Genomic DNA, 24,963 nt, shown 5'->3' on the forward strand with positions numbered 1-24,963 from the left:
GGACAAGGATGTACCGACGATGATCGACGATCCCGACGACGCGATCCCCAACAAGACCGGCGACCCCGACCCGGCCGAGTATTCCAACACCTCGAAGGATCCGAAGGACTGGGTGACGGGGGACGAGCCGATGACAGGGGCGCAGGCCGCCTATCTCAAGACGCTCTGCGACGAGGCCGGCGTCGACTACGACGCCACGCTCACCAAGGCCGCCGCCTCGGAGCTGATCGACCAGCTGAAGACGCAGAATCCCGCGACTGGCCGGATAAGTCCGGCCGCGCCGCCGCCAGCCGGGCCCTACTTGACCGCGCTGATGTCGTCGAGCGAGACCTGCGAGCCGTCGGCGACGACCAGCACGGGCGAGCCATCGACGATCCGCACCTCGTCGACGGTGGTGAAGACCTTGCCGGTGTCGCTCCCGAGCAGGTCTTCGTCCTTGTAGCTGTTGAGCGTGAAGCTGTAGCGGCCGTCGGCGGCGGTGGCGCCCGTCGAAATCCTTGCCGTCCCACGTCACCGTGCCCGAACTTGCATCCACCTGCTTTTCCAGCACGGTGTTGCCGAAGTCGTTCTTCACCACCAGCGTGGTCCTGTTCGCGCCATCGGCGGCGGTGACGGCGACGTCGATCGGATCGCCCGAGAAGTCGGCGCTTGCCGGGGCCTGCACCGAGCGGCCGATCCACTCCGCGACACTGGCGTTGCCGGTCGACACCGCGCCGAGGATGCTCTCGAGCTGGTCGTTGGTGCGGATCTGCTGCTCCACCGCCGAGAAGCTCGCGAGCTGCGCCACGAACTCGGTGGAGTCCATCGGCTGCAGCGGGTCCTGATTCTGCATCTGGGTGGTCAGCAGCTTCAGGAAGGTGTCGAAATCGGCGTTGATCGCGGACTTCGCGGCGGTGCTGCTCGACGTGGACGCGGTGCTCGTCGTCGCCGAGGCCGCAGTGGTGGTGTTGGTGGTCGTCGCGGCGCTGGGGCTGGTCACGGTCATCGGGTCGCTCCTTCGCGAATGGGGTCAGAGGCGGATGTCGAGGCCGCCGTCGGCCACCGACAGCGGCCGGGGGACCGCGGCGGGGGCCGCCGTCTCGCCGGTGTCGGTGGCGAGGGCGAAGGCGGGGTCCGGCGAGACCGGCGCGGGAAGGTTGCGTCCGGTCGCGGCGTCGCCGCCCGCGCTGAAGCTCAGGCTCACGCCGGAGTACCCGGCATTGCCCAGCTCGCGCGCCAGCACCTCGCCGTGGCGGCGCAGAAGGTCGTGGGTGTCGGCGCGTTCGGCGACAACCGTCGCGTGCACGCCGCCCTTTTCGGTGGGCGTGAGGTGGATCTCGACGCGGCCGAGTTCGGGCGGGTCGAGGCGCAGCTCGATCTTGCGCGCGGCGCCCGCCTTGCCGACGGCGATCGCGACCTGCCCGGCCACCGCCTCCGGCCGGACGATCGCCGCGGCATCCGCCACGGGCGCAGCGGCGGGGGCCAGCGTCTGCGGCACCAGATGCCAGCCGGCAAGACCGGGGGCGGCCACCAGCATCGGCTGCGGGGCCGGGGCATCCGAAGTCGGTGTCGCGGTTGCGAGCGCCGCAGCCGGATCCGGCACCGACGCCGGCGCGGCGACGGCGCTCGCGTGCCGGTGCGCGGTCGGGGTGGCGCCATCGACCGAGGCGGGCGGCGCATCGGATGCCGACGCGTCGACGTCCGGGCCTTCCGCGCGCGCCTTGCCCTCGACCGGGCGCCCCGCGGCAGGCAGGCCGGCGGCCGGCACCCCCGCGGCGGAAAGATCGGCGGCAGGCAACCCGGCGGCGGGCACGCCCGCGGCGGCGACGCCAGCGGTCGCCGGAGCGCCCGTGGCAGGGTCAGGTCCTGCGAGCGCCGTGGGGGTCCCTCCTGCAGACGCAGGGACCGCCGCTGCCGGGAGCGCCGCCGCGATGGCCGTGGCAGCCGGCGCCGCCCCGGTCGTGGCCCCTGTTGCGCCGACGGCCGGCTGCGGCGTGGCCGCGCCTGCCGCGGTCGGTGCGGCGGCCGGCGTCTGGGGCCAGGCGACCGCGATCGCCGCGGCATTCGCCGCGGGCAGAACGTCGCTCGCGGTGTCGTTCGGCGCGTCGGCGGCGGTCTGGTCCTCGGCCGGCACCGCCGGCCTCCCGCGCGGGGCCAGGGCCTCGCCCGGCTCGGCCGGCGCGTCGGGGCGGGCGCCGGTGTCCTCCGCCAGGTCGAAGGCGGGCCCGCCGGTCGCGGCGGCATCTGACTCGGTGGCTCCCGTCCCGGTCGCCTCGGCCTTGCTGGACGGTGCGGGGGCGCGGGCCGTCGGCCTGACGGCGGGAAGAAGGCCAGCGAGGGCCGGATCCGGGGCGAACATCGCATCTCCGAGCGCGGGGGGCGTGGGTTCCCTGATGCGCCGCAAGCCTTACGATTTCTTTACCGGCCGCCCGCAATGCTCGCTGCGTCGCCCACGCCCCCCGGAGACGCCGATGCAGCTTTCCCCCCTCGCCTTGCCCGGCGCGACCGGATCGAAAACGGCCGCCGGATCGGCGGCTGCCGCGGCGACGACAGCTTCGCCCGGCACGGTCGCCCCGAAGACCGCGGCGGGCACGGCCGCGCCGAAAACAGCGGCCGAGGCCACCCGCGACGCCACCGCCCACAAGGCCGCGGAAGGCTTCGAGGCGAGCTTTCTTGCCGAGATGCTGCAATACACCGGCATCAATGCCCAGCCCGACAGCTTCGGCGGCGGCGTCGGCGAGGAGGCATTCGGCAGCCTGCTCACAGAACAGTATGCCAAGCTTCTGGCCGCCCGCGGTGGCATCGGCCTCGCCGAACGTATCTTCGACGTCATCAAGAACAGGGAGAGCGGCGCATGATCGCCCGAATGCTCACGTCCGCCCGCTATGCGCGCGTCCTCCGGCTGCTCGACCTCGAGCGCCGGCTGATCCTCAACGGCCCGCTGACCGGCCTGAAGGCGATCGTCGAACAGCGCGAGGCGGCGGTGGCGGAGATCCTCGAGATCGAGACCGACCTGCCGGAAGCTTTCCTCGTGGCGCTGAAGGCCCGGGCCGAGCGCAACAGCCGGCTGATCCTCGCCTCGCTGGCCGGGGTCCGCTCGGGCATCGCCCGCATCGGCCAGATCGCCGCCGAGCGCGCCGAGCTGCGCACCTACACCGCCGCCGGCGCCCCGGTCGCGGTGCGCCTGCCCGAGACCACCCGCGACCACCGCGCCTGACCGACACTCCGGGCCGCCCGCGCCTCACCCGCGCGGGCGCCCGCCCCCTCCGTCTGCAACGGTCCCGGTTTGTCAATGGATTGGCGGGCCGCGACCGATAGTGATGATCACTACGCTTACGCTATAGCCCTACCATAGATAATACCAACCCGCATTGATCAGAACCCTTGCGCCCAGTCCCGACGGCCGATGGATCGGATGCGCCAGGGTTGGTCGACGAGGTCGTTCCAAGCGGCGCAGCAGTGGGCGACGATGTCGTCGTAGCCCTTGAAGACCCGGTTCGAGAGCCAGTTGTCGCGCATGAACTGCCAGATGTTCTCGACCGGGTTCAGCTCGGGCGAGCGGGGCGGCAGCGGCAGGATGGTGATGTTCTTCGGCACGATGAGGGCGCGGGCGAGGTGCCAGCCGGCCTGGTCGAGGATGAGGATGGCGTGGGCGCCCGGCGCCACCGCGGTGCTGATCTCCGCGAGGTGCGTCTGCATCGCCGGCGTGTCGCAGAACGGCATGACGATGCCGGCGCCCTTGCCCTCGGCCGGGCAGATCGCGCCGAAGATGTAGGCCCAGGCGGTGCGCTGGTCGTGCGGCGCCCGCGGTCGGGCGCCCCGCCGCGCCCATCTTCGGGTGAGCTTGTTCTTCTGCCCGATCCGCGCTTCGTCCTGGAACCAGAGTTCTATGCGCTTGCCGGGATGCGCGGCGCGGACCTCCGCCACGCGCTCCGGGAGACTTTTTTGAAAGCCGCCGCCGCCTCCGGATCCTGGGCGTAGTGCCGCGGCCGCGCCGAAAGCTTGCGGAAGCCGAGCGCCCGGAGTTCCCGTCCCACCGTCGCCTCGCTCACCGACACCCGGAACGCCTCCCAGAGCCACTGCACCAGGTCGATCCGCCGCCAGCGCACCACCCCGTCGCGCCAGGGCTCAGGTCCCGCCTCCACCACCTGCGCCAGCGCCGCCCGATGCTCTGCCGTCAGTGTCGGCGCCTTGCCGGGGGCATGCCGGTCGATCAGCCCCGACGGGCCTTCCGCGTTGAACCGCAGCACCCAGTCCCGCACGATCTGCAGCCCGACCCCGCCGACCCGCGCCGCCTCCGTCCGCGTGCCGCCCTCCGCGATCACCGCCAGCGCCAGCAGCCGACGCACCTGCTTCGCATCCCGGCTGTCCCGCGCCAGCCGGCGAAGATCGTCACCATCCAGATCACCCCGAAGCCCGATCGCTGCCGCCATGGAAAACCCCTTCGTTCTCCATGATGAATCACGACAACGCCCTCAGGGGAATCCCCCGCGTGAGTCAGGACCTATGCGCGCTGGTATAACGATATTGCCGCGTCAGCCTGTCGAAGGGAGCAAGGCTGCGTCGGCGTCGTCTTCGGTTGTTTCCGTGTCCTCGCCTTCTTCCGGGACGTTGCCGGTATAAGCAGCCTTGCCCATCGCCTGTTCGATCAGACCGAGCAGGCGTTTCTGCCGATCTTCCATGAACGCCTCGAACTTGTCGGCACGGAGAAGGGCGGGATCGATCAAATGAGATTGCAGATAGCTATCCAGCTTCTCGCTGGCGATTGGGGGCGTGGAACTGTTTCCGCTTTCTAGTTTCGCCAGATACTCGTTTGGCGCTACGCCGCCGATGATCCTGTTGGTGCGGTACGACAGCGGCGTCTTGTTTATGATGGAATCGAACACGGCGGGCTTGATGCCCTGCGTCTTGCACCAGTCCTGCGGGAAGATGTGGTGAATATCCACGTTCTCCCCGAAGAACACCGTATGGTCGAACTTCTGGCCTGACCGGAAATCCTGCGCGCCTTCCTTCATCAGCAACGCATTCATGCCCTTGTAGGCCGCTGAAAGCCGCATCCGCATGGTTTTGAGGCGGTCGGAGCGGAAGATGGTTTCACTGACCGTCGAAGGCTCGGGGCCACCGCTCAGCCAGCGGGACACTTCCATGAAATCCTTGGCGATGCGCGTCTCGACGGCGGAGCCGTACAACTCGCCGAACACGCCGTTCCAATACCACTGGGTCAGCTTTGCGCGGTTGGCTTCATGCTCCCAAGCATCGCCAATGTCGGCAAGGATTGCCGCCAGCGGCACAATCTGCGACTGATAGGGCAGATCGAAAATGCGATAGATATGGAGCATGTGCAGGAACTTGGCGGCTTGCACGAACCCGCGTTCCACTTGCGCTTCGTATTTCTTGTACGCTTCAAGAGGCAGATCGAGCAGTGCCTGCCGGTTTCCCGAAACCGCAGGCAATTCCTTGCCTTCCTTGCCCGCCTGCTCGGCGGTGCGTCGCCGGTCGCGAGTGAAAAAGAGTGAAATGGCCTGCAAAAAATCGGTATTGCCGACACCGGCCAGAATACCGGCATCGGAATCCGCAGGGCGTAGCGTATCAGCGAGCCGCTGTTGGCGACCCTTGATACCTTCATCGCCGTACCAGTCCTTGCGCAGTTCATGGCCGGAGGCGGCATACATTGCCGTGACCAGCTCGAAGGCATCGAGCGCCTTGCCGCCCGTATTCACCTTCTCGAACACCACGCAGACGGCTTCCTTTGAGGTGGAGCGGTCGAGGGCGATCACCGGCACGCGATACATCTTGAAGTTTTCCAGCACCTCTTTCTTGAAGGTGCGGAACTGCTCGCGCACCGCCTTGTGCTCATCGCCCGACCAGTGGTCGTTGAATCCGTCCTGCCATGCGTCCCAATCGAACACCTGGCTTACGGGGAACATCAGCGCAGCGTATTCCCTTTCCGGCGCGGAGAGATCAAGGGTGACTTCGCGCCCGAAATCCGTGCGCTCCACGCGATCCTCCGGTACGCCGATCACAGCTTCCTCGCGGTCCACCGTCTCGTCAATCGCCTTGGCAATATCGAGGTAGAACCAGCGCTTCACGCGCTTCTTTTTCGGGGTGACGGTTTCCACGACCTTGCCGCGCAACGTCACCTGATACAGCGAGGTCATGCGTTGCTGACCGTCGAGCAGGAGGGATTGCGGCGCTGTCTGGCGAGCTTCCGCCGGTGCGCCCTCGACGGGGCGGGGCTTGAAATTGACAGGCCCGCCGGTATCCAGCGACATGAGCGCGCCAACAGGAAAGGCGCGCGAGATCGAGGCGATCAAGCTCTTGATCCGATCTTCATCCCAAACCCAGCTTCTTTGGAAATCTGGCAACTGGATAATGCCCCGACGGCACTCATCAAGCAGCCTATGAAGGTCGATAGGATTTGTTTGGAAAGACGCCCCCGTCATTCTCTGTATTTCCCCGTTTAATCTGTAGTTCTACGAATCTGCTCCGTGCTCGATAGCTTTTTCCAGCATATCAAGAAAGTGAGGTTCGTAGCTCTCGTCCACATGTCGTTGGTTCCAAAGGCCGGAGCGGCGAACCCTATCTCAACCCGAGCGGAGACCCAGCCATGATGGGGAAGGCGGATCAATCATCGGTTCGTGCAGACTGCTTGCCAGCGCAATCGTATTCCGCTCGATAAACCCACGCAGGGAATCAGGCCCCGGCTCATCGTCAACAGAGAGCCACAAAAAGGGCAATCGGTCCAAATATTCAGATACGGTGGTTTCAATTGGCGCCTCGGCGGCTACCAACTCGGCCCTTTGCGTGGTCAGCAACTCCGCAGCTTTCCCGATATCGCCTTTTACGCCCCAAGAAGGGCATTCCGACTGACCTGCCCCCTTCCTGATCCCTCGATTTGAGTGAGAGTCCGCCACCTGAAGGAGACGGACGAGAAGAAGAGCAGGTTTAGCGAAGCGCAGATCATTGGCGTGCTGCGCGAGCAGGAGGCGGGCGGGACGACCGACGAGGTCTGTCGTCGGCACGGGATCAGCCAGCAGACCTTCTACCGATGGAAGGCGAAGTATGGCGGCCTTGAGGTGTCGGATGCGCAGAAGCTGAAGGCGCTCGAGGACGAGAACCGGCGGCTGAAGAAGCTGCTGGCCGAGTCGATGCTGGATGTGGCGGCGCTGAAGGATCTGCTGGGAAAAAACTGACCGGGCTCGCAGCGCGCCGGGAGGCCGTGCTCCGCCTGATGGCCGAGCGCGGGCTTTCGCAAAGGCGCGCCTGCGAGCTGGTCCGGATCGATCCCAAGACCGTGCGCCGGGAGCCCGAGCCTGGCGACGGCGACGTGCGCGAGCGGCTGCGGAGCCTGGCGGCGGACCGGCGCCGCTTCGGCTACCGTCGGCTCGGCATCCTGCTCGAGCGAGAGGGCATCACCATGAACCGCAAGAAGCTCTACCGGCTCTATTCCGAGGAGGGGCTGGCGGTGCGCCGCCGGCGCGGCCGCAAGCGGGCGACCGGGACGCGGGCGCCGATGGCGCTGCCGGACGGGCCGAACCAGCGCTGGAGCCTCGACTTCGTCTCCGACGCCCTCGACTGGGGCCGTCGCTTCGCTCGCCATCGTCCTCGGACCGATGGCGGACAATGGCTCGCCCTCGCGGTCGTCGACGACTTCACCCGCGAGGCGCTGGCTCTCGTGGTCGACACCTCGATCGGCGGCGGGCGTCTCGCGCGCGAGCTCGACGCGCTCGTCGCCCGCCGCGGCAAGCCTGCCGTCATCGTCAGCGATCGAGCCATGGGAACGCCACTGGTCCGAGAGACCATGGCGAGGGGCACCGAGATGACCAGCCGCGCCATCCTCGAATGGACCAACCGATCGGGCATTGCCTGGCACTACATCGCGCCGGGAAAGCCGCAGCAGAACGGCTTCTGCGCAACAGCCGGATTTCCGAGAGGGTAGCGTGCTTCTCGGTTTCCCCACCTATTCCGTTTGACGTGCCCCCCTCCGGTCCCTCGATCATTGTGAGAGCCCTTGGTTTTGATAGTGGACCTCCGTCGCCGACGGTAGCGGGCGGCCGGCGGAGCGGTTGGTGTGGCGGAGCCGGCCGGCCGCGGGGTCCTGGCGAACCGCATCCGGTGTCAGGCCGCCGTGCGCCGAGTGGGGCCGGACGAGGTTGTAGTCGAGCCGCCAGCGCTCGATGGTCGTGCGGGCCTCGAGGCGGCGGATCGCGCCGAGATGCACCGGGAGATCGCCCGCAACAATGGCGACAGGATCATTGCCGATCCATCGGTGGCCCTGGACGCGATCACGCAGCAGCAATCGACCTTCACGCGCCGCGACATGGCGATGTTCGCGCATCGCCACAGCGACGGCATCGAGCAGTTCAACGAGGTGATGGGCGCGATGCGCAATGCACCCGATCTGGTCGAACTCGGGCAGGACGGGCGGGGCGACGACAGATTCACCACCCGCGACATGATCGAGACGGAACAACGTCTGCACCGCGCGGCAGAGATGATGGCCGAGAAGGAGCGGCACGAGGTCAGCGACAGGGACAGAGAGGCGGAAAAATCGATCGCGCCATCCGCGCCCTCCAGCTCGAAACTGAAATCCGCACCGGGCGGGGTAACGACTATGGCCTTTCTCCAAATAACCGCGCCGACCGTTTCGTGGAGCGCTTCCAGAAGCTCGACCAGACCAGCCAGCGCCAGTATGCGGCGGGAGATTATTCCGGCTACAGGGCCGCGCGTGCAGAGATGGGCAACATGGCGATGGTCCTCGAACGCGATCCGCAACTGGAATCCATGCTGAAAATCCGCAAAAAAACAACTCGGCATCAATATGGATTTCGACTCAGGCATGAAGCTCAGCCGACAGATTTCCCTCAGTCACGGTCTCGGTAAGGGCCTAGGAATCGGACTATATAACCATCCAATTTACCGCCGCTTCCACGCCATGGCACGATATACTGCGACGTCATCTAAATAGTTATTGAACAATGATAATTTATACTTCCTTCTGGTCTCTTCAGTAGTCAGAAGGAGCCAGAAGGAGGCAGCGCAGCCATGCGTCAACCAGACCGTATCATCCGCTTTGACACCGTTCGCGCCCGCACCGGCCTGTCGCGGTCCACCATCTACCGCAAGATCGCCGAGGGTACTTTCCCGCCTCAACTCAAGATCAGCACCAACGGTGCCGGATGGCGGGAATCTGACATCAACCGCTGGGTTGCCGATCCCGCCGGGTGGCGGCAGCGTTCGCGCAAAGAGTTTGACTTCCTCGATGACTATTGATCGCAGGGACGACGACAAGACTGAGGCGGCATCCCTGTCCCGGCGCGCCAAACGCCCGCCCACGGCATCGGAACAACTTGAGGAGCTGCTGGGCTATCCGTGGCCGTTCCCCGGCAGACCGCCCAAGCACGACCTCAGTACATGGACCGTCACCGACGATTGGCCCGATCCCGTTCCGGTCACACAGGCCGAAATCGAGGTGTTCGAGCGATGGTTCGGCGACCTGTTCGATGAACTGTTTGGCCCCGACATCGGATCGCCCGACATCGAGGCCGAAATCGACCTTGAAAACGGTACTACAAAATGATACTGGATACTCCATGAAAAAGCGGCACAGAGCCACGCTGGAACTGATCTTCGCCCGCCCGGCCAACGGTTCGATCCGCTGGGCCGACATAGAGGCGTTGTTCGTAGCCCTTGGGGCGGAAGTCAGCGAGCGGGAAGGTTCGCGGGTGGGCGTGTTCCTGTTCGGCGAAGTGCGCGTCTTCCATCGCCCGCATCCGTCACCGGATACGGACAAAGGTGCGGTTGCCAGCATCCGAAAATGGCTGGACGAACACGGAGTAAAGCCATGAACAATGTCGTTGAAATCAATGGTGAGAAGGCGGTCATCGCTTTCGACCCCGAGATTCAGATGCTGCGCGGCGAGTTTGTCGGCCTGAATGGCGGGGCCGACTTCTATGCCGAGAGCGTCCACGATCTGATCGAGGAAGGCCGCAAGTCGTTGGCGGTCTATCTCGAAATGTGCCGGGAGAAGGGCATCGAACCGCGCCGGAAGTTCTCCGGCAAGTTCAATGTCCGCCTCACCCCTGACGACCACGCCGCAGCAGTCATTGCCGCCGCAGCATCGGGCAAGAGCCTGAATGAATGGATCGTCGGGACGATCAGGGAGGCCGCTGAATAGCGGCCTCGTTCGTTCGACCGAGTTTGAAAGGAGACATCGCCATGACCGCTTCCACCGTGCCGCTGCGCGCCGCCCTTTATCTGCGCGTTTCGACGGCGCGGCAGGCCGAGCATGACGTCTCCATTCCTGACCAGAAACGGCAGGGCGAATCCTATTGTGAGGCGCGTGGTCTGCAACTGGTCGAAACCTTCATCGAACCGGGCGCATCGGCGACGAATGACCGCCGCCCCGAGTTCCAGCGCATGATCGAGGCGGGCACATCGAAGCCCGCGCCCTTCGATGTCGTCGTTGTCCATTCGTTCAGCCGGTTCTTCCGCGATCACTTCGAGCTTGAGTTCTATGTCCGCAAGCTGGCGAAGAACGGCGTCAAGCTGGTTTCGATCACACAGGAAATGGGGGATGACCCCATGCACGTCATGATGCGGCAGATCATGGCGCTGTTCGATGAATACCAGTCCAAGGAAAACGCCAAGCACGTCATGCGCGCATTGAAAGAGAATGCGCGGCAAGGCTTCTGGAACGGCTCGCTTCCCCCTATCGGCTATCGCACCGTCGCCGCCGAGCAGCGGGGAGCCAAGGTGAAGAAGAAGATCGAGATCGACCCGCTGCACGCCGACACGGTGCGCCTGATCTATCGCCTTGCGCTGGAGGGCGATGGCACCACCGGGCAGATGGGCGTCAAGAACATCGTCTCCTATCTCAACAGCCGCCGTATCTTCACCCGCGACGGCGGGCGCTGGGGCATCGGGCAGGTCCACCGCATCCTGACCCGCCGCACCTATATGGGCGAGCACGAGTTCAACAAGCGGACCAAGGCCAAGGAACTGAAACCAAAGACCGAGATCGTCACCGTCCCGGTTCCGCCGATCATCGACAAGGAGACGTTCGAGGCGGTTCAGAAGCTGCTCAAGGCGCGCAATCCCAAGGTCATGCCCTCCCGCGTCATCAGCGGCCCGACCATGCTCACCGGGCTTATCCATTGCGCCAAGTGCGGCGGGGCCATGACCTGGCTTGCCGCGGCGGGCGACGAGCGCGTCGAGCTCGCGCGCGAGACGCCCGCCGCCGATCGAGGTGTCGACCACGAGAGCCAGCGCCTCGCGGGTGCGCCGCCACATCCAGCATCGACTCGGCCAGCAGCTTCTTCAGCCGCCGGTTCTCGTCCTCGAGCGCCTTCAGCTTCTGCGCATCCGACACCTCGAGGCCGCCATACTTCGCCTTCCATCGGTAGAAGGTCTGCTGGCTGATCCCGTGCCGACGACAGACCTCGTCGGTCGTCCCGCCCGCCTCCTGCTCGCGCAGCACGCCAATGATCTGCGCTTCGCTAAACCTGCTCTTCTTCTCGTCCGTCTCCTTCAGGTGGCGGACTCTCACTCAAATCGAGGGATCAGGAAGGGGGCAGGTCATACCAGCGCGCATAGGTCCTGACTCATACCAGCGCGCATAGGTCCTGACTCACGCGGGGGATTCCCCTGAGGGCGTTGTCGTGATTCATCATGGAGAACGAAGGGGTTTTCCATGGCGGCAGCGATCGGGCTTCGGGGTGATCTGGATGGTGACGATCTTCGCCGGCTGGCGCGGGACAGCCGGGATGCGAAGCAGGTGCGTCGGCTGCTGGCGCTGGCGGTGATCGCGGAGGGCGGCACGCGGACGGAGGCGGCGCGGGTCGGCGGGGTCGGGCTGCAGATCGTGCGGGACTGGGTGCTGCGGTTCAACGCGGAAGGCCCGTCGGGGCTGATCGACCGGCATGCCCCCGGCAAGGCGCCGACACTGACGGCAGAGCATCGGGCGGCGCTGGCGCAGGTGGTGGAGGCGGGACCTGAGCCCTGGCGCGACGGGGTGGTGCGCTGGCGGCGGATCGACCTGGTGCAGTGGCTCTGGGAGGCGTTCCGGGTGTCGGTGAGCGAGGCGACGGTGGGACGGGAACTCCGGGCGCTCGGCTTCCGCAAGCTTTCGGCGCGGCCGCGGCACTACGCCCAGGATCCGGAGGCGGCGGCGGCTTTCAAAAAAGTCTCCCGGAGCGCGTGGCGGAGGTCCGCGCCGCGCATCCCGGCAAGCGCATAGAACTCTGGTTCCAGGACGAAGCGCGGATCGGGCAGAAGAACAAGCTCACCCGAAGATGGGCGCGGCGGGGCGCCCGACCGCGGGCGCCGCACGACCAGCGCACCGCCTGGGCCTACATCTTCGGCGCGATCTGCCCGGCCGAGGGCAAGGGCGCCGGCATCGTCATGCCGTTCTGCGACACGCCGGCGATGCAGACGCACCTCGCGGAGATCAGCACCGCGGTGGCGCCGGGTGCCCACGCCATCCTCATCCTCGACCAGGCCGGCTGGCACCTCGCCCGCGCCCTCATCGTGCCGAAGAACATCACCATCCTGCCACTGCCGCCCCGCTCGCCCGAGCTGAACCCGGTCGAGAACATCTGGCAGTTCATGCGCGACAACTGGCTCTCGAACCGGGTCTTCAAGGGCTACGACGACATCGTCGCCCACTGCTGCGCCGCTTGGAACGACCTCGTCGACCAACCCTGGCGCATCCGATCCATCGGCCGTCGGGACTGGGCGCAAGGGTTCTGATCAATGCGGGTTGGTATCAGCTGTTTCCTCGCCCGGTGAAGCTTGGCGCGAAGTTCGCCGCTTGGCCGATGGACGAAGTTACGGCCGTCATCAACGCCCGCATCGCCGGTAAGACGCCCGACCAAATCAAGTTGCTTGTCGCCGAACTGGTTGCTGCCCGCCAACGCCGTGCTTGAAGCGTCAAGGCGGAGGTATCATCCGCCGCACTAAGTTGAATTTTCAACGAATTTCACGGCCGAATGAAACCTACTAACAATATACTCACGGGGCGCAAGGTGAATGACAAATTTTTCGGCCAATTCGGGAGTGATGCCAGCGCCTAATTTCGGATTTGACGGGCCGTCGCCAGACGAAGAACGGCAAGCGCGGTTGGTCGAAGTTCTCGCGCATATCAGGCCGGACGACGAACATGCGGTGCGAGCGGTCGCGCGCTCGCTCAAGCGTGGTCCCGAAGGCTACCGCAAGGCATACCTTGAATGGGCGAAGCCCTATGGACGGATCAAGGCGGAAAGGGAATGGGATCGGGCGCGGCATGACCCGGATACCCTGCAAGCCCTGCTAGACGACCTAGCCGCCGCTGCCGCCAAGAAACAACCCTTCGTCGTGCTGTCCGCCGCAGCCGTGCAAATCCGGCCCCCGCTGCGCTGGCGCATCAAGAGCGTTTTGCCCGCCGAAGGTGTTGCCGCGATCTACGGCCCTTCGGGTTCGGGCAAGTCGTTTCTGTCGTTAGCCTTCGCCGCAGCCATCGCCGAAGGTTCGCCGGTCTTCGACCACGCCACGAAGCGCGCCGACGTTCTCTATATCGGGCTTGAAGGCGAAGACGGCTACCGGGGCCGCGTAGAGGCATGGCAGCGCCACAATGGCCGCGCAATGCCGGATGGATTGGGCTTCTTGCTGCAACCCTTCCGTTTAACCGATGCGCAGAACGTGACGGACCTTGCCGCCATGTGCCCGAAGGGTTGCGTCGTCTTTATCGACACGCTGAACCGGGCCGCGCCGGACATTGACGAAAACAGCGGCAAGGACATGGGTGCAGTGATCGAAGGCGCGAAGATGCTTCAACGGTTGACGGGCGGGCTTGTCGTTCTTGTCGCCCACACCGGCAAGGACGGCGCGAAAGGGCTTCGCGGTCATTCGAGTCTGTTCGCCGCGTTGGACGCGGGTATTTTGGTCGAACGTGACAACGAAGTTCGGACTTGGAAGACCGACAAAGCAAGGGACGGCGTAGACGACGACGAACATCGCTTCCGCTTGAGCGTCATTGAAATCGGTGAAGACGAAGACGACGAAGCGATTACGTCTTGTATTGCCGTTCCCGACAATTCGTTGCCCACAATCCAAATCAAGCCGCTGCCCCGCAGTCAGCAACGCGGCATGGATGCTTTCTGGCAGGCCGCGAAGGATCACGGACAGCGCGACATGTCGGGCAAGCTAATCGGCGTTCACACAGACCATTGGCGGGAAGCCTTCTATCGAACCATGCCCGCAGATAGCCAAGATGCGAGGAAGAAAGCCTTCCAGCGTGTGCGAAATGATCTTGCCAACGCAAGACGCATATCGGTCGAAGGCGAGCTTAATAAGATCGCCGAAACATTCACGAACCTCGCCGCAGTTGGCAACGAAGCAACGGCCGAAGGGCTGCTTTCAGGGGCGGGACATACGGGACAAAACCGGGACATGTCCCGGTGCAGTAACGGGACAAGGGGTGGGTATATATATCTTTGATATATACCCTCTGTCCCGCTGCACGAAACGACGGCGATTGGAAAAATAGAAATGTCCCGCTCGCCAACGACGTAGTTATGATCGCAGCAAAGTAACTAAACAATGAACAAGGATTGGAATAACGACTTCGTAAAGATGACGATGAGGCTTGAATACGAATTGCTATCGAGGTTCAGCAACGACAATACGACGCTGTTTCTTTGGCGCGTTGCGAATTCGATCATCGCCGTATCACGCGACCTTCGCCTAGAGGCTACCCATGTGGGCATTGTCGAAGCGGGCTTGCGTCGTGCCGTCAAAGACCGGCTCGAATATCACGGCATGTATCGCACCTATACGCATCCCGAATCCTATGAGAATGGGATTGTCGAAGCCTTCATGCACGACATGGGCTTACTTCGCCGGATCGTGCTTCATCGTCTTCACGAAGAACGGAACGAATTGTTCCTGGCGAGCTACTACACGGACCTTGCCGAACCGGCCGTGCAAATAGTTGAATATCCGATGCGGAATTTCGGTCGGTTCCTTGACGAACTCGAATACGTCAAGCACGCGGATAGCGAAGCCTATGGCCGCAGCTTCCACAAGCACCGCGAAGTCATGGCGCTGTATCGCGTCGGACTTGCGATCTTGCCGCCGGACACATGGGAACCGCAAATCAGGCTGTCGCCTCGCACCACGGCCGCGCCTTCGCCGCTCGCAATCGCCTTGAAGGCCGGTGCCCGCAGTAATGGCCCCGCCGCGCCCTGAAATCCGGCCCGCTACGGGCAAGGCGGCCGCGAGATAGCGGACTACCCGCCGACGCGGAAGGGGCTTCTACGGCCTGCCTATCGCCGCTGCGGCCCTATATCTTTATTCGTCTATCATCTGACAAGCAAAGTATTCGAGTGTTTCGAAGGATTCAGCGAATTTTCGCACCGTAGCGTGCAATGGAAGTAGGAAATTAGTAGATCGGACTTTGAGCGAATTTTCATAGTTAAATCAGTCGAAATCGGCGGATGGCTTCTCCGCCGTAGCGTTCGTCAGCGCCGCCGCGCCGAATTGTGGGCATAACAGCCGCTTCCGCGTTCAAGATCACGACACGCACAACGATAGAAAAATACTTCGATATATATGAATATACATTTGTATAATCCAAAAATAGACAGTTGACAAAAGTTATTATACGGCCTTATCGGTCGATAAATATGGGATAAATGGCTGATTTTGGTATCCAATGGCACGCGCAAAGCTCGCAACTGTCGAAGAAAACGACGCTACCCCCGTCGAACGTCGCGTTCGGGCGAAGCTCGATACCCTTGCCGATGTTCGTAGGGAAATGGCGAAGCTCTATCGCATGGCACGCGCCGAAACGTTGGACGTTCAGGACGCCGCGCGATTGGTGAACATCCTCATGCTTATCGGCCGCCTCATTGAAGGCGGCGAATTTGAAAAGCGGCTTGAAGCATTGGAAGGGAGGACATGACCCGAATGCTCGCATTCCGCTTGAGGAAGCTTGAAGACAGGACGGCGAAGGCAATGGCGACAAATCGCGTCGTGTTCGTTGACCAACCATCCGGCCGAATACTTTCGAAGACACCAAGCGGCGTCGGCGTGATGGTTGTTCCGACTTGGGGTGATGATACGCAATGGGAAGAAGAATTGTGCGAACAGCAAATCAAAATTGTGAGCGAAGCCAGAGAGAAAGAAAGGGCGCTGCCGTGAGCCAATACCTTGTGAACTCCGAAAAGGCCGCAAATACGTTGGTCGCACTTCAAACGAATTCCGGCCTGCGGGCACGCTTCGGCGATCCGCAGAAGCTTCCTGCCGTAGCGCACGAACTCACGTCGCTTCATACTCACGTCGGCGCATACGTCGAAAGCGTGGTTGCTCTGGCGAAGGACGCAACCCGAACCGAAGTCGCAAAGCACGCTGCGGCGAAGGAACTGGCGCAACGGACCATTAAGGCTATCGGTGACACGGCCGAAGCCCTGAAAACCCGCGCCGCCATCCTGCAAAGCGACGGACAGTCGAAGGCGGATCATTTTTTCGCACCGCAGCCCGGCTACAGCCATATTGAAAGCGAAATTCGCACATGGGTTCGTGAGCAAGTCAAATCCGAAACCGGATTTGGCAAGGTTCTGTCGCTGGCAAAGGAAGACAAAATTCTTGCATCGGTCATCTATAATAGTCCGTATTATCTGAATGTACCTGCTCCGGACCTTCAAGCCAAGATGCAACTGGACATGACGGAACATTTCATTCCCGAAGCCTTCGCCTTGGTGAAGGAAAGCGTTGAAATCGAAGCGACCGCTTCGCGCTATGACGAGACCGCTCGCGAAATCAACGCCGCATTCTACACGCCCGCACTCGCCGACAAGGCGAATACGCGGGTCGAATTGGGGGCCGTGTGATGCCCACAAGCTCGCGCCTGTTGACGGATCGCCCCGCACGGCTACCGCGCCAGTCGTCGGCCACGATCACCCTGACCGATACCGATGACGTTGCCCGCACAATCATTGTGGGCACCATCGCCTTTGTTGATCGCGGCCCGGACGGCGGCAGCATCGTAGTTTTCAGCGACGGCGGGCAGGAATGGTTCAAGGAAGCCCCCGACGAAGTTTCCCGCCGCATTGACGAAGCGAGCGGCCTTCCCGGCACCATGCCCACACACAACCACGGGCGAACAATCCCTGCGCATCGTCTTGGCTGGAAGGAATGATTTGAGATTGGCCGGGGGCGTTGTGGTTGGCACTGCCTCGCCCCGGCCGATAGCACGACCGTATGCCCTACGGCCGTCGCTTCCTTGCCCGCCAGCCCGCAAAGCTGGCGGGCTTTTTGCTTCGGCGTTGGGCAGCACAATAGGTAGGTTTTGCACCTATTTTGGCTTGCCGGACCACATACGAAATTCGAACGGTTCGTTCGGTCGATTTGGCTTCCTGCCAAGGTCTTCGCGAATAGCGAATATAAGGACAGTCAATAGTTCGTCGTGACGATCCAAGGTTTTGCCGCTGTTCGAATCCGCCGTTTCGTCAAGATAACCGCGAAGGACAACCAACACAGCGGGCGAACCGACAAGGAATATGTCGTTGGCAGCATCGGCGAAGGCAATCCGTTCTGCATCTGTAGGCTTCGGACCAACTATCGCACTTAGCGCCGTCATGAACCGCTTATAGTGCGTGAGCTTCACCGCTCGCCATTCGGCTTCACGGTCTTTCGCCTTGGTCAGATAAGACGTGATCGCAGCAGCAACGATGCTGCCCACAACCGTGATAATCGCGACGATGATTGTTCCGTTCATTGAAACTTCCGCCGTCTAAAGGCCGCAACGTCCTGCGCAGTGAGCTTGAACCATTCGCCGTTTGCCCGACGATCATCGAAGCGACGATGCCAATAAGCTTCAATACCGGACGGGTCGTCGGTTCGGATCGTGTGAAACAGTTCGGCTTTGTCGGGTAAAGCGATGGTGATTTGCTTGAAGCGCCGTTCCGCATCGTCGCTGCGGCCGATCTTATAGAAGTCGCCGGACTTGATGAGATACACGAAGCCTTCGACGGATTTCGATACAGGCTGTCGCTGTAATGCGTCGTTGCTTTGTTCAGGCAACATCACGGCAACGTCGGATAGCGCCGCATCGGTTGCTACATGCTTGGCAAGTGCCGCGATCATGTCGGATCGCCGCCCGAAGCTACTTTTGATGACATTCGGATGCGGGACCGAAGGATCGGTTCGCCGCAACATCTCAAGTTCGGAATTTGTGGGCAAACGTCCGTAGTGGCGGCAAGCCGCAATTAGCCCGGAAAGGACCGCATTCGCATCCGATTTTCCGGTCCAATCGTTCGGCTTGAAACCCGCTTCCGTTAGCGCATCGCCCCATCGCGCCCAAAACCGACCGCGCCATTGATGTTCAGCAATGCCCGTCTCTTTGGCGAACAGCTTTTGCCCCGGAGCCTGCCCATCATTTGCCGAAGCTAGCCGTCGACTCTCTTGAAGAATGAAATCCCGCATTCAGGTGCCGTAGACAGCCTTCCTAGCGGGTGGAACAGCAATTCGGCCGTTCACGTCCGCGTGATCGCAAGGGCCGCGCAAGCCGCCAAGTGTGGGCGTAAAGCCCCGATCCTACCGCCCGATTTCCTGTAGTAGTTCGTGAGTAGGATTTTCAGAAACCGAAAAACTCCAATAAAATCAATGATTTTTGGCGGAAGCGGTGGGATTCGAACCCACGGACGGGTTGCCCCGTCGCTGGTTTTCAAGACCAGAGCCTTCAACCACTCGGCCACGCTTCCGCTGTTGCCGCCTGCGACGGCGAGCGCGGTGATACCGGCCCGGGGCACGCCCGTCCAGCGCCGCGGGGTGCGGCGGGGGCGCGAGGCCCCTTTTCCCGGCGGGGCGGCGCGGCTAAACCCCCCGGCATGAGCCGTCATCGGAACATCGGGTGTGGCGATCGCGGCCGCTCGCGGGTGGCGCGGGTGGCGGCGGTCGGCCTCGTTCTGGCGCTCGCCGGCTGCGCGCAGCTCGGGGCGCCCGGGCCGGCAGGCGACGGGGCGCTCGAACTCAGCTTCGAGGACGCGCCGGCCCCGCAGGTGTTCCAGATCGAGGCGCCGGCGGTGCGCGACGCGAAGGGCGGCGCCGAGGGGATGTGGGCGGCCGTGCACGGCCTCGCCCGGCCGGAGCGCGCCGAGGCGGTGAACCTCGCCAATGGCAGAAGCGTCGATCTCGCGCTCTACCGCGCCGGCGGGAAGGGGCCGCCGATCCGCCTGTCGAACGCCGCCGCGGAGGCGCTGGGGATCGGCGACGACGGGGTAAATGTCCGCATCACCGCGTTGCGCCGCCGCCCGGTGGTTGATACAAGATGAGCGCCGGACTCAACTGCCGGTAGAAAAAGGCGCACGCGCGGGAGCCGCCGCCTCGTGTCGCGACCCGACGGGCGGGCGGCCGCTGGAGTTCGTTCATGCGCCACGGGCCGCGCCTTCTCCCCGCCCTCCTGCTGCCCCTGGCGCTGCTGCCGGTCGGCGCACAGGCGTTCGAGACCAAGGCGCGCGAGGCACTCGTCATCGACGACGGCACCGGCATGGTGCTGTTCTCCAAGGATGCGGACACGCCGATGCCGCCCGCCTCGATGTCGAAGCTGATGACGCTCTACATGCTGTTCGAGGCGCTGCGCGACGGCCGCGTCACCAAGGAGACCGAGTTCCTGGTCAGCCCGCATGCGCAGTCGATGGAAGGCTCGCGCATGTTCGTCGAGGCCGGCACCAAGGTGAAGGTCGGCGACCTGATCCAGGGGATCATCGTCCAGTCGGGCAACGATGCCTGCGTCGTGGTGGCCGAGGGCCTCGCCGGCACCGAGGCGACGTTCGCGGAGCAGATGACCAAGCGGGCGCACGAGCTGGGGCTCGCGCAGTCGCATTTCGTCAACGCCTCGGGCCTGCCCGCCGACGGTCAGGTGATGAGCGCCCACGACCTCGTCCGGCTTGCCCGGCACATCATCGACGACTTCCCCGAGGACTATAAGTACTTCCAGGAGACCGAGTTCACCTGGAACGGCATCCACCAGCCGAACCGCAATCCGCTGCTGAAGCTCGGCCTCGGGGTCGACGGGCTGAAGACCGGCCATACCGCGGAAGCCGGCTACGGCCTCGTCGGCTCGGCGGTGCAGAACGGCCAGCGCATCCTGTTCATGGTCGGCGGCCTCGGCAGCGAGGCGGAGCGGGCGAGCGAGACTCGCGCGGTGGTGCAATGGGCGTTCGGCGCCTTCGACACCGTGCGCTTCTTCGACGAGGGCCAGCAGGTCGCGACGGCCGACGTCTGGCTCGGGACCGCGCCGAGCGTGCCGATCGTGGCGCCGACGGCGATCCAGATGCTCGTCCCACGCGAGGACCGCTCGGGCATGACCTCGCGCATCGTCTACCGCGGGCCGATCGAGGCGCCGATCGCCGCCGGCCAGCCGGTGGCGAAGCTGCTCGTCGACGTGCCGGGAAAGGACGAGGTGGCCTTCGATCTCGTCGCCGGCAGCGACGTGCCGCGCGGCGGGCTGATGACCCGGCTGCAGGCCGCCGCACAGCTGACGCGCGCGCGCGCGGTGAGCTACCTGCCTGGCCACTGATGACCGTGGGGGGGCCGCGTTTCATCAGCTTCGAGGGCATCGACGGTTCGGGCAAGACCACCCAGGTCCGGGCGCTGGCCGCGCGGCTGCGCGCCACGGGCGCCGAAGTGGTGGAGACCCGCGAGCCCGGCGGCGCCGAGGGGGCGGAGATGATCCGCCGGCTGCTGGTGGAGGGGGATCCGTCGCGCTGGTCGCCGGAGACCGAGATCCTGCTCTTCACCGCCGCCCGCCGCGATCATCTTGAACGGACGATCGCGCCCGCGCTCGCCCGGGGCGCCGTCGTGCTGACCGACCGTTTCGCCAACTCGACCCGGGTCTACCAGGGCGTCGGCCGCGCCGACCTGCGGGCGAGCGTCGACGCGCTGCACAGCCTCGCGATCGGCGTCGAGCCCGACCTGACGCTCGTGCTCGACATCGACCCCCGGGTCGGGCTGGCGCGCGGGCTGGCGCGCGGCGGCACGGAAGACCGCTTCGAGCAGTTCGGCGCCGACTTCCAGATCCGGCTGCGCGCGGGCTTCCTGGCGCTCGCCCGCGAGTTTCCCCGCCGCGTCCGCGTCGTCGACGCCAGCGGCGAAGCCGAGACCGTGGCGGCCGCGATCGCCGCGGAGATCGGGCTGTGAGCGACCCGGTGGAGCCCGACTGCCTGCCCGGCGCGCCGCACCCGCGCGAGACCGCGGGCCTCTATGGTCAGGACGCCGCGGAAGCGCAGTTCCTCGCCGCGGCCGGCGCCGGCCGGCTGCACCACGCGTGGCTGCTGACCGGGCCGCGCGGCGTCGGCAAGGCGACGCTGGCGTGGCGGATCGCGCGCGCGCTCGTCGCCGGAGGCCCGGTGACGACGCTGCAGATGGATCCCGGCGCTCCCGCCTTCCGCACCCTCGCCGGCCTCGCCTCGCCACGGCTGTTCCTGTGCCGGCGGCCATGGGACGACAAGGCCGAGCGCCTGCGCGTCGCGATCACCGTCGAGGAGGTGCGTGCGCTGAAGGAGTTCTTCCAGCTCTCCGCCACCGACGGCGGGCACCGGGTGGCGATCGTCGACGCCGCCGACGAGCTGAACGCCTCGGCCGCCAACGCCCTGCTGAAGATCCTCGAGGAGCCGCCGGCCGACGCCGTGCTGCTGCTCGTCTGCCATCGGCCCGCCGGGCTGCTGCCGACCATCCGCTCGCGCTGCCGCGAGCTGCGCCTCGGGCCGCTCGGGCCGGCCGACATGCACAGGGCGCTGGCGGGAGCGGGCGCGGAGGTCGACGCGAGCGCCGCGCTCGCGACGCTCGCCGGCGGCTCGGTCGGCGCGGCGATGCGGCTGGCGGGAGAGAACGGTGCGGCGATCTACGAGGCGATCACCGGCCTCCTGCGCCAGACGCCGCTCGACCGGCGGGGCGCGCTGGCGCTGGCCGACGGCGCGACCGGGCGCGACGCCGCCGGCCGCTACGAGCTGACGCTGGAGCTGATCGGCACCGCCCTCGGCCGCCTCGCGCTCGCCGGGGCCGGCGCGCCGGTCGAGCCGGTGTCGACCGCGGAGGCCGAGATGCTGGCGAGGCTCGGCGCCTCGCCCGCCCACGCGCAGGTCTGGGCGCGCCTCGCGCCCGCGATCGCCGCGCGCACCGCCCACGCCCGCGCGGTCAACCTTGACCCCGGACAGGTGATCCTTGATACCTTGCTGCAGATCGACGCGGCGGCCGCCGAGGCGCGGGCACTCGCTGCCTGAACCCCTCTCGGACGGCCCGATGCCCTTGACTACGCTGGTCGACAGCCATTGCCACCTGGATTTCCCCGACTTCGCCGGCCAGACCGACGCCATCGTCGCGCGCGCCCGCGCCTCGGGCGTCGGCCGGATGGTGACGATCTGCACCCGGCTCGCCAACGCCCCCGCGGTGCAGGCGCTGGCCGAGGCACACGACGGGGTTTTCTGGGCGGTCGGCACCCATCCGATGCACGTCGCCGAAGAGCCGATGGCGACCGTTGAGGCGCTGGTGGCGCTGGCGGCGCACCCGAAGATGGTCGGGATCGGCGAGACCGGCCTCGACTATCACTATACCGCCGAGAGCGCCGGGGTGCAGCAGCAGAGCCTGGCCCTGCACATCGAGGCGGCGCGCCGCACCGGCCTGCCGCTCATCATCCACGCACGCGCCGCCGACGACGACATGGCGCGGATCCTCACCGCGGAGCACGCCGCGGGACCGTTCACCTGCGTCATGCACTGCTTCACCTCGAGCCGGGCGCTGGCAGAGACCGCGATCGGGCTCGGCTTCTACCTGTCGATCTCCGGCATCGCCACCTTCCGCAACTCGGGCGATCTGCGGGCGATCTTCGCCGACGCGCCGCGCGAGCGGCTGCTGGTCGAGACCGACAGCCCGTATCTCGCGCCCCTGCCCCATCGCGGCAAGCGCAACGAGCCGGCCTATGTCGCCGAGACCGCGCGGCTGATGGCGGGCCACCTCGGCATGGAGCCCGAGGACTTCGCCGCGCTCACCACGGCGAACTTCGACCGGCTGTTCGCCAAGGCCGCCGGGCCGGTGCCGGCATGACGGCCCGGCTGCGCGCCACCATCCTCGGCTGCGGCTCGTCGGCCGGCGTGCCGCGCATCGGCGGCGACTGGGGCGACTGCGACCCGGCCGAGCCGAGGAACCGCCGCCTGCGCTGTTCACTGCTCGTCGAGCGGATCGACGGCGACGCGATCACCCGCGCGCTGATCGACACCACGCCCGACCTGCGCACCCAGCTGCTCGACTCCGGCACCGGCCTGCTCGACGGCGTGGCCTGGACGCATCCGCACGCCGACCACCTGCACGGCATCGACGACCTGCGCACCGTCGTTCACAACCGGGGCGGGCGCCTGCCGGTCTGGGCCGATGCCGACACGACCGAGGTGCTGCTCTCGCGCTTTGCCTACGTCTTCGTCCAGCCGCCGGGCAGCCTCTATCCGCCGATCCTCGACCTGCGCGCCATCGACGGGCCGTTCGAAATCGACGGCGCCGCCGGACCGATCGGCTTTCAGCCGTTCCGCGTGCAGCACGGGCGGATCGAGGCCATGGGCTTTCGCATCGGCGGCCTCGCCTACCTGCCGGACGTCTCCGACATCCCGGAGGCCGCGTGGCCCGCGCTCGAGGGCCTCGACGTGCTGATCCTCGACGCGCTGCGCCGCAAGCCGCACCCGACGCACGCGCACCTCGCCCAGAGCCTCGAGTGGATCGCGCGCGCCCGGCCGCGGCGGGCGGTGCTGACGGACATGCACAACGACCTCGACTATGCGACCCTCTCGGCCGAGCTGCCGGCGCATGTCGTCGCCGCCTACGACGGCCTTGTGATCGAGACGCCGGCGTGATCGGCATCATCGTCCTGGTCGTCCTGCCGGTGTTCCTGGTGATCGCCGCAGGCTATGCCGCGACCCGCTCGGGGTTCTTTTCCTCCGCGGCCGTCGACGGGCTCATGGTGTTCACCCAGAGCTTCGCCATCCCCTGCCTGCTGTTCCGCGCGCTCGTCGACCTCAATCTCGGCGAGGTGTTCAACCCGCGGCTTCTCACCTCGTTCTACGTCGGCGCCGTCACCTGCTTCGCGCTCGGCATCCTCGGCGCCCGCGTGCTGTTCCGGCGCCGGCCGGGCGAGGCGGTGGCGGTCGGCTTCTCGGCGCTGTTCTCGAACTCCGTGCTGCTCGGCCTGCCGATCATGCAGCACGCCTACGGGCCGGATTCCCTGTCGCCGAGCTTTGCGATCATCTCGATCCACGCGCCGTTCTGCTATTTCGTCGGCATCACGGTGATGGAGTTCGCCCGCGCCGACGGCCGGGGCTTTGCCTCGACCCTTCATGCCGTGCTCCGCGCGATGTTCCGCAGCGGCCTGATGATCGGGCTCGCGCTCGGCTTCGCCGTCAACCTGTCGGGGCTGGGCCTGCCCACGCCGCTGCGCGCCGCGCTCGACATGATGGCCGACGCGGCGTTGCCGGCCGCGCTCTTCGGCCTCGGCGGGGTGATGACGCGCTACGCCATCCACGCAAACCTCGGCGAGTCGGTGATGATCGCCGTTCTCTCCCTCGGCCTGCACCCGGCGATCGCCTACACGCTGTCGCATCTGGTGTTCGACCTGCCGCCGGAGTTCGTCCGCGCCGCCGTGATGACCGCGGCGATGGCGCCGGGCGTCAACACCTACGTCTTTGCCAGCCTCTACAACCGCGCCCAGGCGCAGGCCGCCAGTTCGATCGTGCTCTGCACCGGCCTTCTGGTCCTGACCGCGGCGTTCTGGCTGACCGTGCTGGGCGGCGCGGGATAGCCCCGTCTCCCGGAAGCGTGTCCGCCCGGTGATCGTGCTTTCGCATTCGCGACATGCCGTGTCGCAAATCGCCGTCGGAGCGCGCGCCGCGCCGCTAATGTCGCGGCCGAACGGACGCTGACTCGCCCCCCGCCGACGCCGAAGACCGGCGATTCCACGCGCACAGC

29 protein-coding genes, 1 tRNA gene and 4 pseudogenes are annotated in these 24,963 nt (G+C 65.5%); 24 read left to right on the forward strand and 10 right to left on the reverse strand.

Features of this window, described 5'->3' with window-relative positions; translation table 11 throughout:
• The first annotated feature begins 19 nt into the window (after window positions 1-19).
• Entirely contained in the window at window positions 20-442 is a 423-nt protein-coding gene (locus QM699_RS08270; protein WP_415010684.1) for a DUF3072 domain-containing protein, read from the forward strand.
• A gap of 66 nt (window positions 443-508) precedes the next feature.
• Here QM699_RS08270 and QM699_RS08275 read toward each other — a convergent pair.
• A pseudogene (locus tag QM699_RS08275) lies at window positions 509-985 on the reverse strand (flagellar hook capping FlgD N-terminal domain-containing protein); the annotation flags it as partial.
• Between the two features lie 24 nt (window positions 986-1,009).
• On the reverse strand, window positions 1,010-2,338 hold the full coding sequence (locus QM699_RS08280) for a flagellar hook-length control protein FliK (protein ID WP_415010685.1): 1,329 nt from the start codon (window positions 2,336-2,338) through the stop codon (window positions 1,010-1,012).
• 22 nt (window positions 2,339-2,360) lie between these two features.
• On the opposite strand from QM699_RS08280, the gene QM699_RS08285 reads away from it, so the two are divergent.
• On the forward strand, window positions 2,361-2,837 hold the full coding sequence (locus QM699_RS08285) for a rod-binding protein (protein ID WP_415010686.1): 477 nt from the start codon (window positions 2,361-2,363) through the stop codon (window positions 2,835-2,837).
• Window positions 2,834-3,196 carry a hypothetical protein gene (locus QM699_RS08290; protein WP_415010687.1) on the forward strand — a complete coding sequence of 121 codons (363 nt, stop codon included), beginning with the start codon at window positions 2,834-2,836 and terminating at the stop codon, window positions 3,194-3,196. Before QM699_RS08285 ends, QM699_RS08290 begins: the two co-directional genes overlap by 4 nt.
• 158 nt (window positions 3,197-3,354) lie before the next feature.
• Here QM699_RS08290 and QM699_RS08295 read toward each other — a convergent pair.
• The 3 genes from QM699_RS08295 to QM699_RS08305 all read right to left on the reverse strand — a co-directional run bounded on the left by QM699_RS08295 (window position 3,355) and on the right by QM699_RS08305 (window position 6,794).
• Window positions 3,355-4,412 (reverse strand): IS630 family transposase gene (locus tag QM699_RS08295; protein WP_415009400.1). Its coding sequence is split into 2 segments (ribosomal slippage): window positions 3,355-3,932 and window positions 3,932-4,412, totalling 1,059 coding nucleotides; the frame shifts between segments, so codons are not numbered across the junction.
• Between the two features lie 102 nt (window positions 4,413-4,514).
• Complete coding sequence (locus QM699_RS08300; RefSeq protein WP_415010688.1) at window positions 4,515-6,422, reverse strand: DUF262 domain-containing protein; 1,908 nt, start codon at window positions 6,420-6,422, stop codon at window positions 4,515-4,517.
• 141 nt (window positions 6,423-6,563) lie between these two features.
• Window positions 6,564-6,794, reverse strand: coding sequence for a hypothetical protein (locus QM699_RS08305; protein WP_415010689.1), 231 nt, complete (start codon window positions 6,792-6,794; stop codon window positions 6,564-6,566).
• A 99-nt stretch (window positions 6,795-6,893) separates the two neighbouring features.
• On the opposite strand from QM699_RS08305, the pseudogene QM699_RS08310 reads away from it, so the two are divergent.
• Window positions 6,894-7,888: pseudogene (locus tag QM699_RS08310) on the forward strand (IS3 family transposase); the annotation flags it as partial.
• 87 nt (window positions 7,889-7,975) lie between these two features.
• On the opposite strand, the gene QM699_RS08315 reads toward QM699_RS08310, so the two are convergent.
• Window positions 7,976-8,317 carry an integrase core domain-containing protein gene (locus QM699_RS08315; protein ID WP_415012717.1) on the reverse strand — a complete coding sequence of 114 codons (342 nt, stop codon included), beginning with the start codon at window positions 8,315-8,317 and terminating at the stop codon, window positions 7,976-7,978.
• Between QM699_RS08315 and QM699_RS08320 the strand changes: the two genes are divergently transcribed.
• The 6 genes and pseudogenes from QM699_RS08320 to QM699_RS08345 form a co-directional block, all read left to right on the forward strand.
• Complete coding sequence (locus QM699_RS08320) at window positions 8,300-8,770, forward strand: hypothetical protein (protein ID WP_415010690.1); 471 nt, start codon at window positions 8,300-8,302, stop codon at window positions 8,768-8,770. The genes QM699_RS08315 and QM699_RS08320 overlap by 18 nt on opposite strands.
• Window positions 8,771-9,024: 254 nt before the next feature.
• On the forward strand, window positions 9,025-9,252 hold the full coding sequence (locus QM699_RS08325; protein ID WP_415010691.1) for a helix-turn-helix transcriptional regulator: 228 nt from the start codon (window positions 9,025-9,027) through the stop codon (window positions 9,250-9,252).
• Window positions 9,242-9,559, forward strand: a complete 318-nt coding sequence (locus QM699_RS08330; RefSeq protein ID WP_415010692.1) for a hypothetical protein — start codon at window positions 9,242-9,244, stop codon at window positions 9,557-9,559. Before QM699_RS08325 ends, QM699_RS08330 begins: the two co-directional genes overlap by 11 nt.
• Before the next feature lie 13 nt (window positions 9,560-9,572).
• On the forward strand, window positions 9,573-9,827 hold the full coding sequence (locus QM699_RS08335) for a type II toxin-antitoxin system HicA family toxin (RefSeq protein WP_415010693.1): 255 nt from the start codon (window positions 9,573-9,575) through the stop codon (window positions 9,825-9,827).
• Window positions 9,824-10,156 carry a type II toxin-antitoxin system HicB family antitoxin gene (locus QM699_RS08340; RefSeq protein ID WP_012090880.1) on the forward strand — a complete coding sequence of 111 codons (333 nt, stop codon included), beginning with the start codon at window positions 9,824-9,826 and terminating at the stop codon, window positions 10,154-10,156. Before QM699_RS08335 ends, QM699_RS08340 begins: the two co-directional genes overlap by 4 nt.
• 41 nt (window positions 10,157-10,197) lie before the next feature.
• Window positions 10,198-11,061 (forward strand): annotated as a pseudogene (locus tag QM699_RS08345) (recombinase family protein); the annotation flags it as partial.
• A 199-nt stretch (window positions 11,062-11,260) separates the two neighbouring features.
• Here QM699_RS08345 and QM699_RS08350 read toward each other — a convergent pair.
• A pseudogene (locus tag QM699_RS08350) lies at window positions 11,261-11,512 on the reverse strand (transposase); the annotation flags it as partial.
• Between the two features lie 159 nt (window positions 11,513-11,671).
• Here QM699_RS08350 and QM699_RS08355 point away from each other — a divergent pair.
• The 7 genes from QM699_RS08355 to QM699_RS08385 all read left to right on the forward strand — a co-directional run bounded on the left by QM699_RS08355 (window position 11,672) and on the right by QM699_RS08385 (window position 17,155).
• Window positions 11,672-12,729, forward strand: a protein-coding gene (locus QM699_RS08355) for an IS630 family transposase (RefSeq protein WP_415009400.1) whose coding sequence is annotated in 2 segments (ribosomal slippage) — window positions 11,672-12,152 and window positions 12,152-12,729 — 1,059 coding nt in all. Because the reading frame shifts where the segments join, the coding sequence is not laid out codon by codon here.
• A gap of 279 nt (window positions 12,730-13,008) precedes the next feature.
• Window positions 13,009-14,454 carry an AAA family ATPase gene (locus QM699_RS08360; protein ID WP_415010694.1) on the forward strand — a complete coding sequence of 482 codons (1,446 nt, stop codon included), beginning with the start codon at window positions 13,009-13,011 and terminating at the stop codon, window positions 14,452-14,454.
• 102 nt (window positions 14,455-14,556) lie between these two features.
• A complete protein-coding gene (locus tag QM699_RS08365; protein WP_415010695.1) occupies window positions 14,557-15,204 on the forward strand; it encodes a hypothetical protein in 648 nt (215 codons plus the stop codon).
• A gap of 466 nt (window positions 15,205-15,670) precedes the next feature.
• Entirely contained in the window at window positions 15,671-15,919 is a 249-nt protein-coding gene (locus tag QM699_RS08370) for a hypothetical protein (RefSeq protein WP_415010696.1), read from the forward strand.
• A complete protein-coding gene (locus QM699_RS08375; protein WP_415010697.1) occupies window positions 15,916-16,158 on the forward strand; it encodes a hypothetical protein in 243 nt (80 codons plus the stop codon). Before QM699_RS08370 ends, QM699_RS08375 begins: the two co-directional genes overlap by 4 nt.
• The gene (locus tag QM699_RS08380; protein ID WP_415010698.1) at window positions 16,155-16,847 is read left to right on the forward strand and encodes a hypothetical protein; all 693 of its coding nucleotides are present in this window, start codon (window positions 16,155-16,157) and stop codon (window positions 16,845-16,847) included. Before QM699_RS08375 ends, QM699_RS08380 begins: the two co-directional genes overlap by 4 nt.
• Window positions 16,847-17,155, forward strand: coding sequence for a hypothetical protein (locus QM699_RS08385; protein ID WP_415010699.1), 309 nt, complete (start codon window positions 16,847-16,849; stop codon window positions 17,153-17,155). Before QM699_RS08380 ends, QM699_RS08385 begins: the two co-directional genes overlap by 1 nt.
• 156 nt (window positions 17,156-17,311) lie before the next feature.
• Here the strand turns inward: QM699_RS08385 and QM699_RS08390 are convergent, their stop codons facing one another.
• The 3 genes from QM699_RS08390 to QM699_RS08400 all read right to left on the reverse strand — a co-directional run bounded on the left by QM699_RS08390 (window position 17,312) and on the right by QM699_RS08400 (window position 18,719).
• Entirely contained in the window at window positions 17,312-17,734 is a 423-nt protein-coding gene (locus QM699_RS08390; RefSeq protein ID WP_415010700.1) for a hypothetical protein, read from the reverse strand.
• Window positions 17,731-18,441, reverse strand: coding sequence for a GIY-YIG nuclease family protein (locus QM699_RS08395; protein ID WP_415010701.1), 711 nt, complete (start codon window positions 18,439-18,441; stop codon window positions 17,731-17,733). Before QM699_RS08395 ends, QM699_RS08390 begins: the two co-directional genes overlap by 4 nt.
• A gap of 188 nt (window positions 18,442-18,629) precedes the next feature.
• Window positions 18,630-18,719: transfer RNA gene (locus QM699_RS08400), tRNA-Ser, on the reverse strand.
• A gap of 126 nt (window positions 18,720-18,845) precedes the next feature.
• Between QM699_RS08400 and QM699_RS08405 the strand changes: the two genes are divergently transcribed.
• The 7 genes from QM699_RS08405 (at window position 18,846) to QM699_RS08435 (ending at window position 24,796) form a co-directional block, all read left to right on the forward strand.
• Window positions 18,846-19,289 (forward strand): hypothetical protein, encoded by a 444-nt coding sequence (locus QM699_RS08405; protein WP_415010702.1) that lies wholly within the window; start codon window positions 18,846-18,848, stop codon window positions 19,287-19,289.
• Between the two features lie 95 nt (window positions 19,290-19,384).
• On the forward strand, window positions 19,385-20,536 hold the full coding sequence (locus QM699_RS08410; protein ID WP_415010703.1) for a D-alanyl-D-alanine carboxypeptidase family protein: 1,152 nt from the start codon (window positions 19,385-19,387) through the stop codon (window positions 20,534-20,536).
• Window positions 20,536-21,156: a dTMP kinase gene (gene tmk, locus QM699_RS08415; protein WP_415010704.1), complete on the forward strand. Its 621-nt coding sequence runs from the start codon at window positions 20,536-20,538 to the stop codon at window positions 21,154-21,156. Before QM699_RS08410 ends, tmk begins: the two co-directional genes overlap by 1 nt.
• The gene (locus QM699_RS08420; RefSeq protein ID WP_415010705.1) at window positions 21,153-22,238 is read left to right on the forward strand and encodes a DNA polymerase III subunit delta'; all 1,086 of its coding nucleotides are present in this window, start codon (window positions 21,153-21,155) and stop codon (window positions 22,236-22,238) included. Before tmk ends, QM699_RS08420 begins: the two co-directional genes overlap by 4 nt.
• Window positions 22,239-22,257: 19 nt before the next feature.
• Window positions 22,258-23,058, forward strand: coding sequence for a TatD family hydrolase (locus QM699_RS08425; RefSeq protein WP_415010706.1), 801 nt, complete (start codon window positions 22,258-22,260; stop codon window positions 23,056-23,058).
• Window positions 23,055-23,855 carry an MBL fold metallo-hydrolase gene (locus tag QM699_RS08430; protein WP_415010707.1) on the forward strand — a complete coding sequence of 267 codons (801 nt, stop codon included), beginning with the start codon at window positions 23,055-23,057 and terminating at the stop codon, window positions 23,853-23,855. Before QM699_RS08425 ends, QM699_RS08430 begins: the two co-directional genes overlap by 4 nt.
• Window positions 23,852-24,796 carry an AEC family transporter gene (locus tag QM699_RS08435; RefSeq protein WP_415010708.1) on the forward strand — a complete coding sequence of 315 codons (945 nt, stop codon included), beginning with the start codon at window positions 23,852-23,854 and terminating at the stop codon, window positions 24,794-24,796. The genes QM699_RS08430 and QM699_RS08435 overlap by 4 nt, the downstream gene beginning before the upstream one ends.
• Window positions 24,797-24,963 lie beyond the last annotated feature (167 nt).

Origin of the sequence: Amaricoccus sp. (assembly GCF_047602525.1) — a bacterium.
Classification (GTDB): domain Bacteria; phylum Pseudomonadota; class Alphaproteobacteria; order Rhodobacterales; family Rhodobacteraceae; genus Amaricoccus.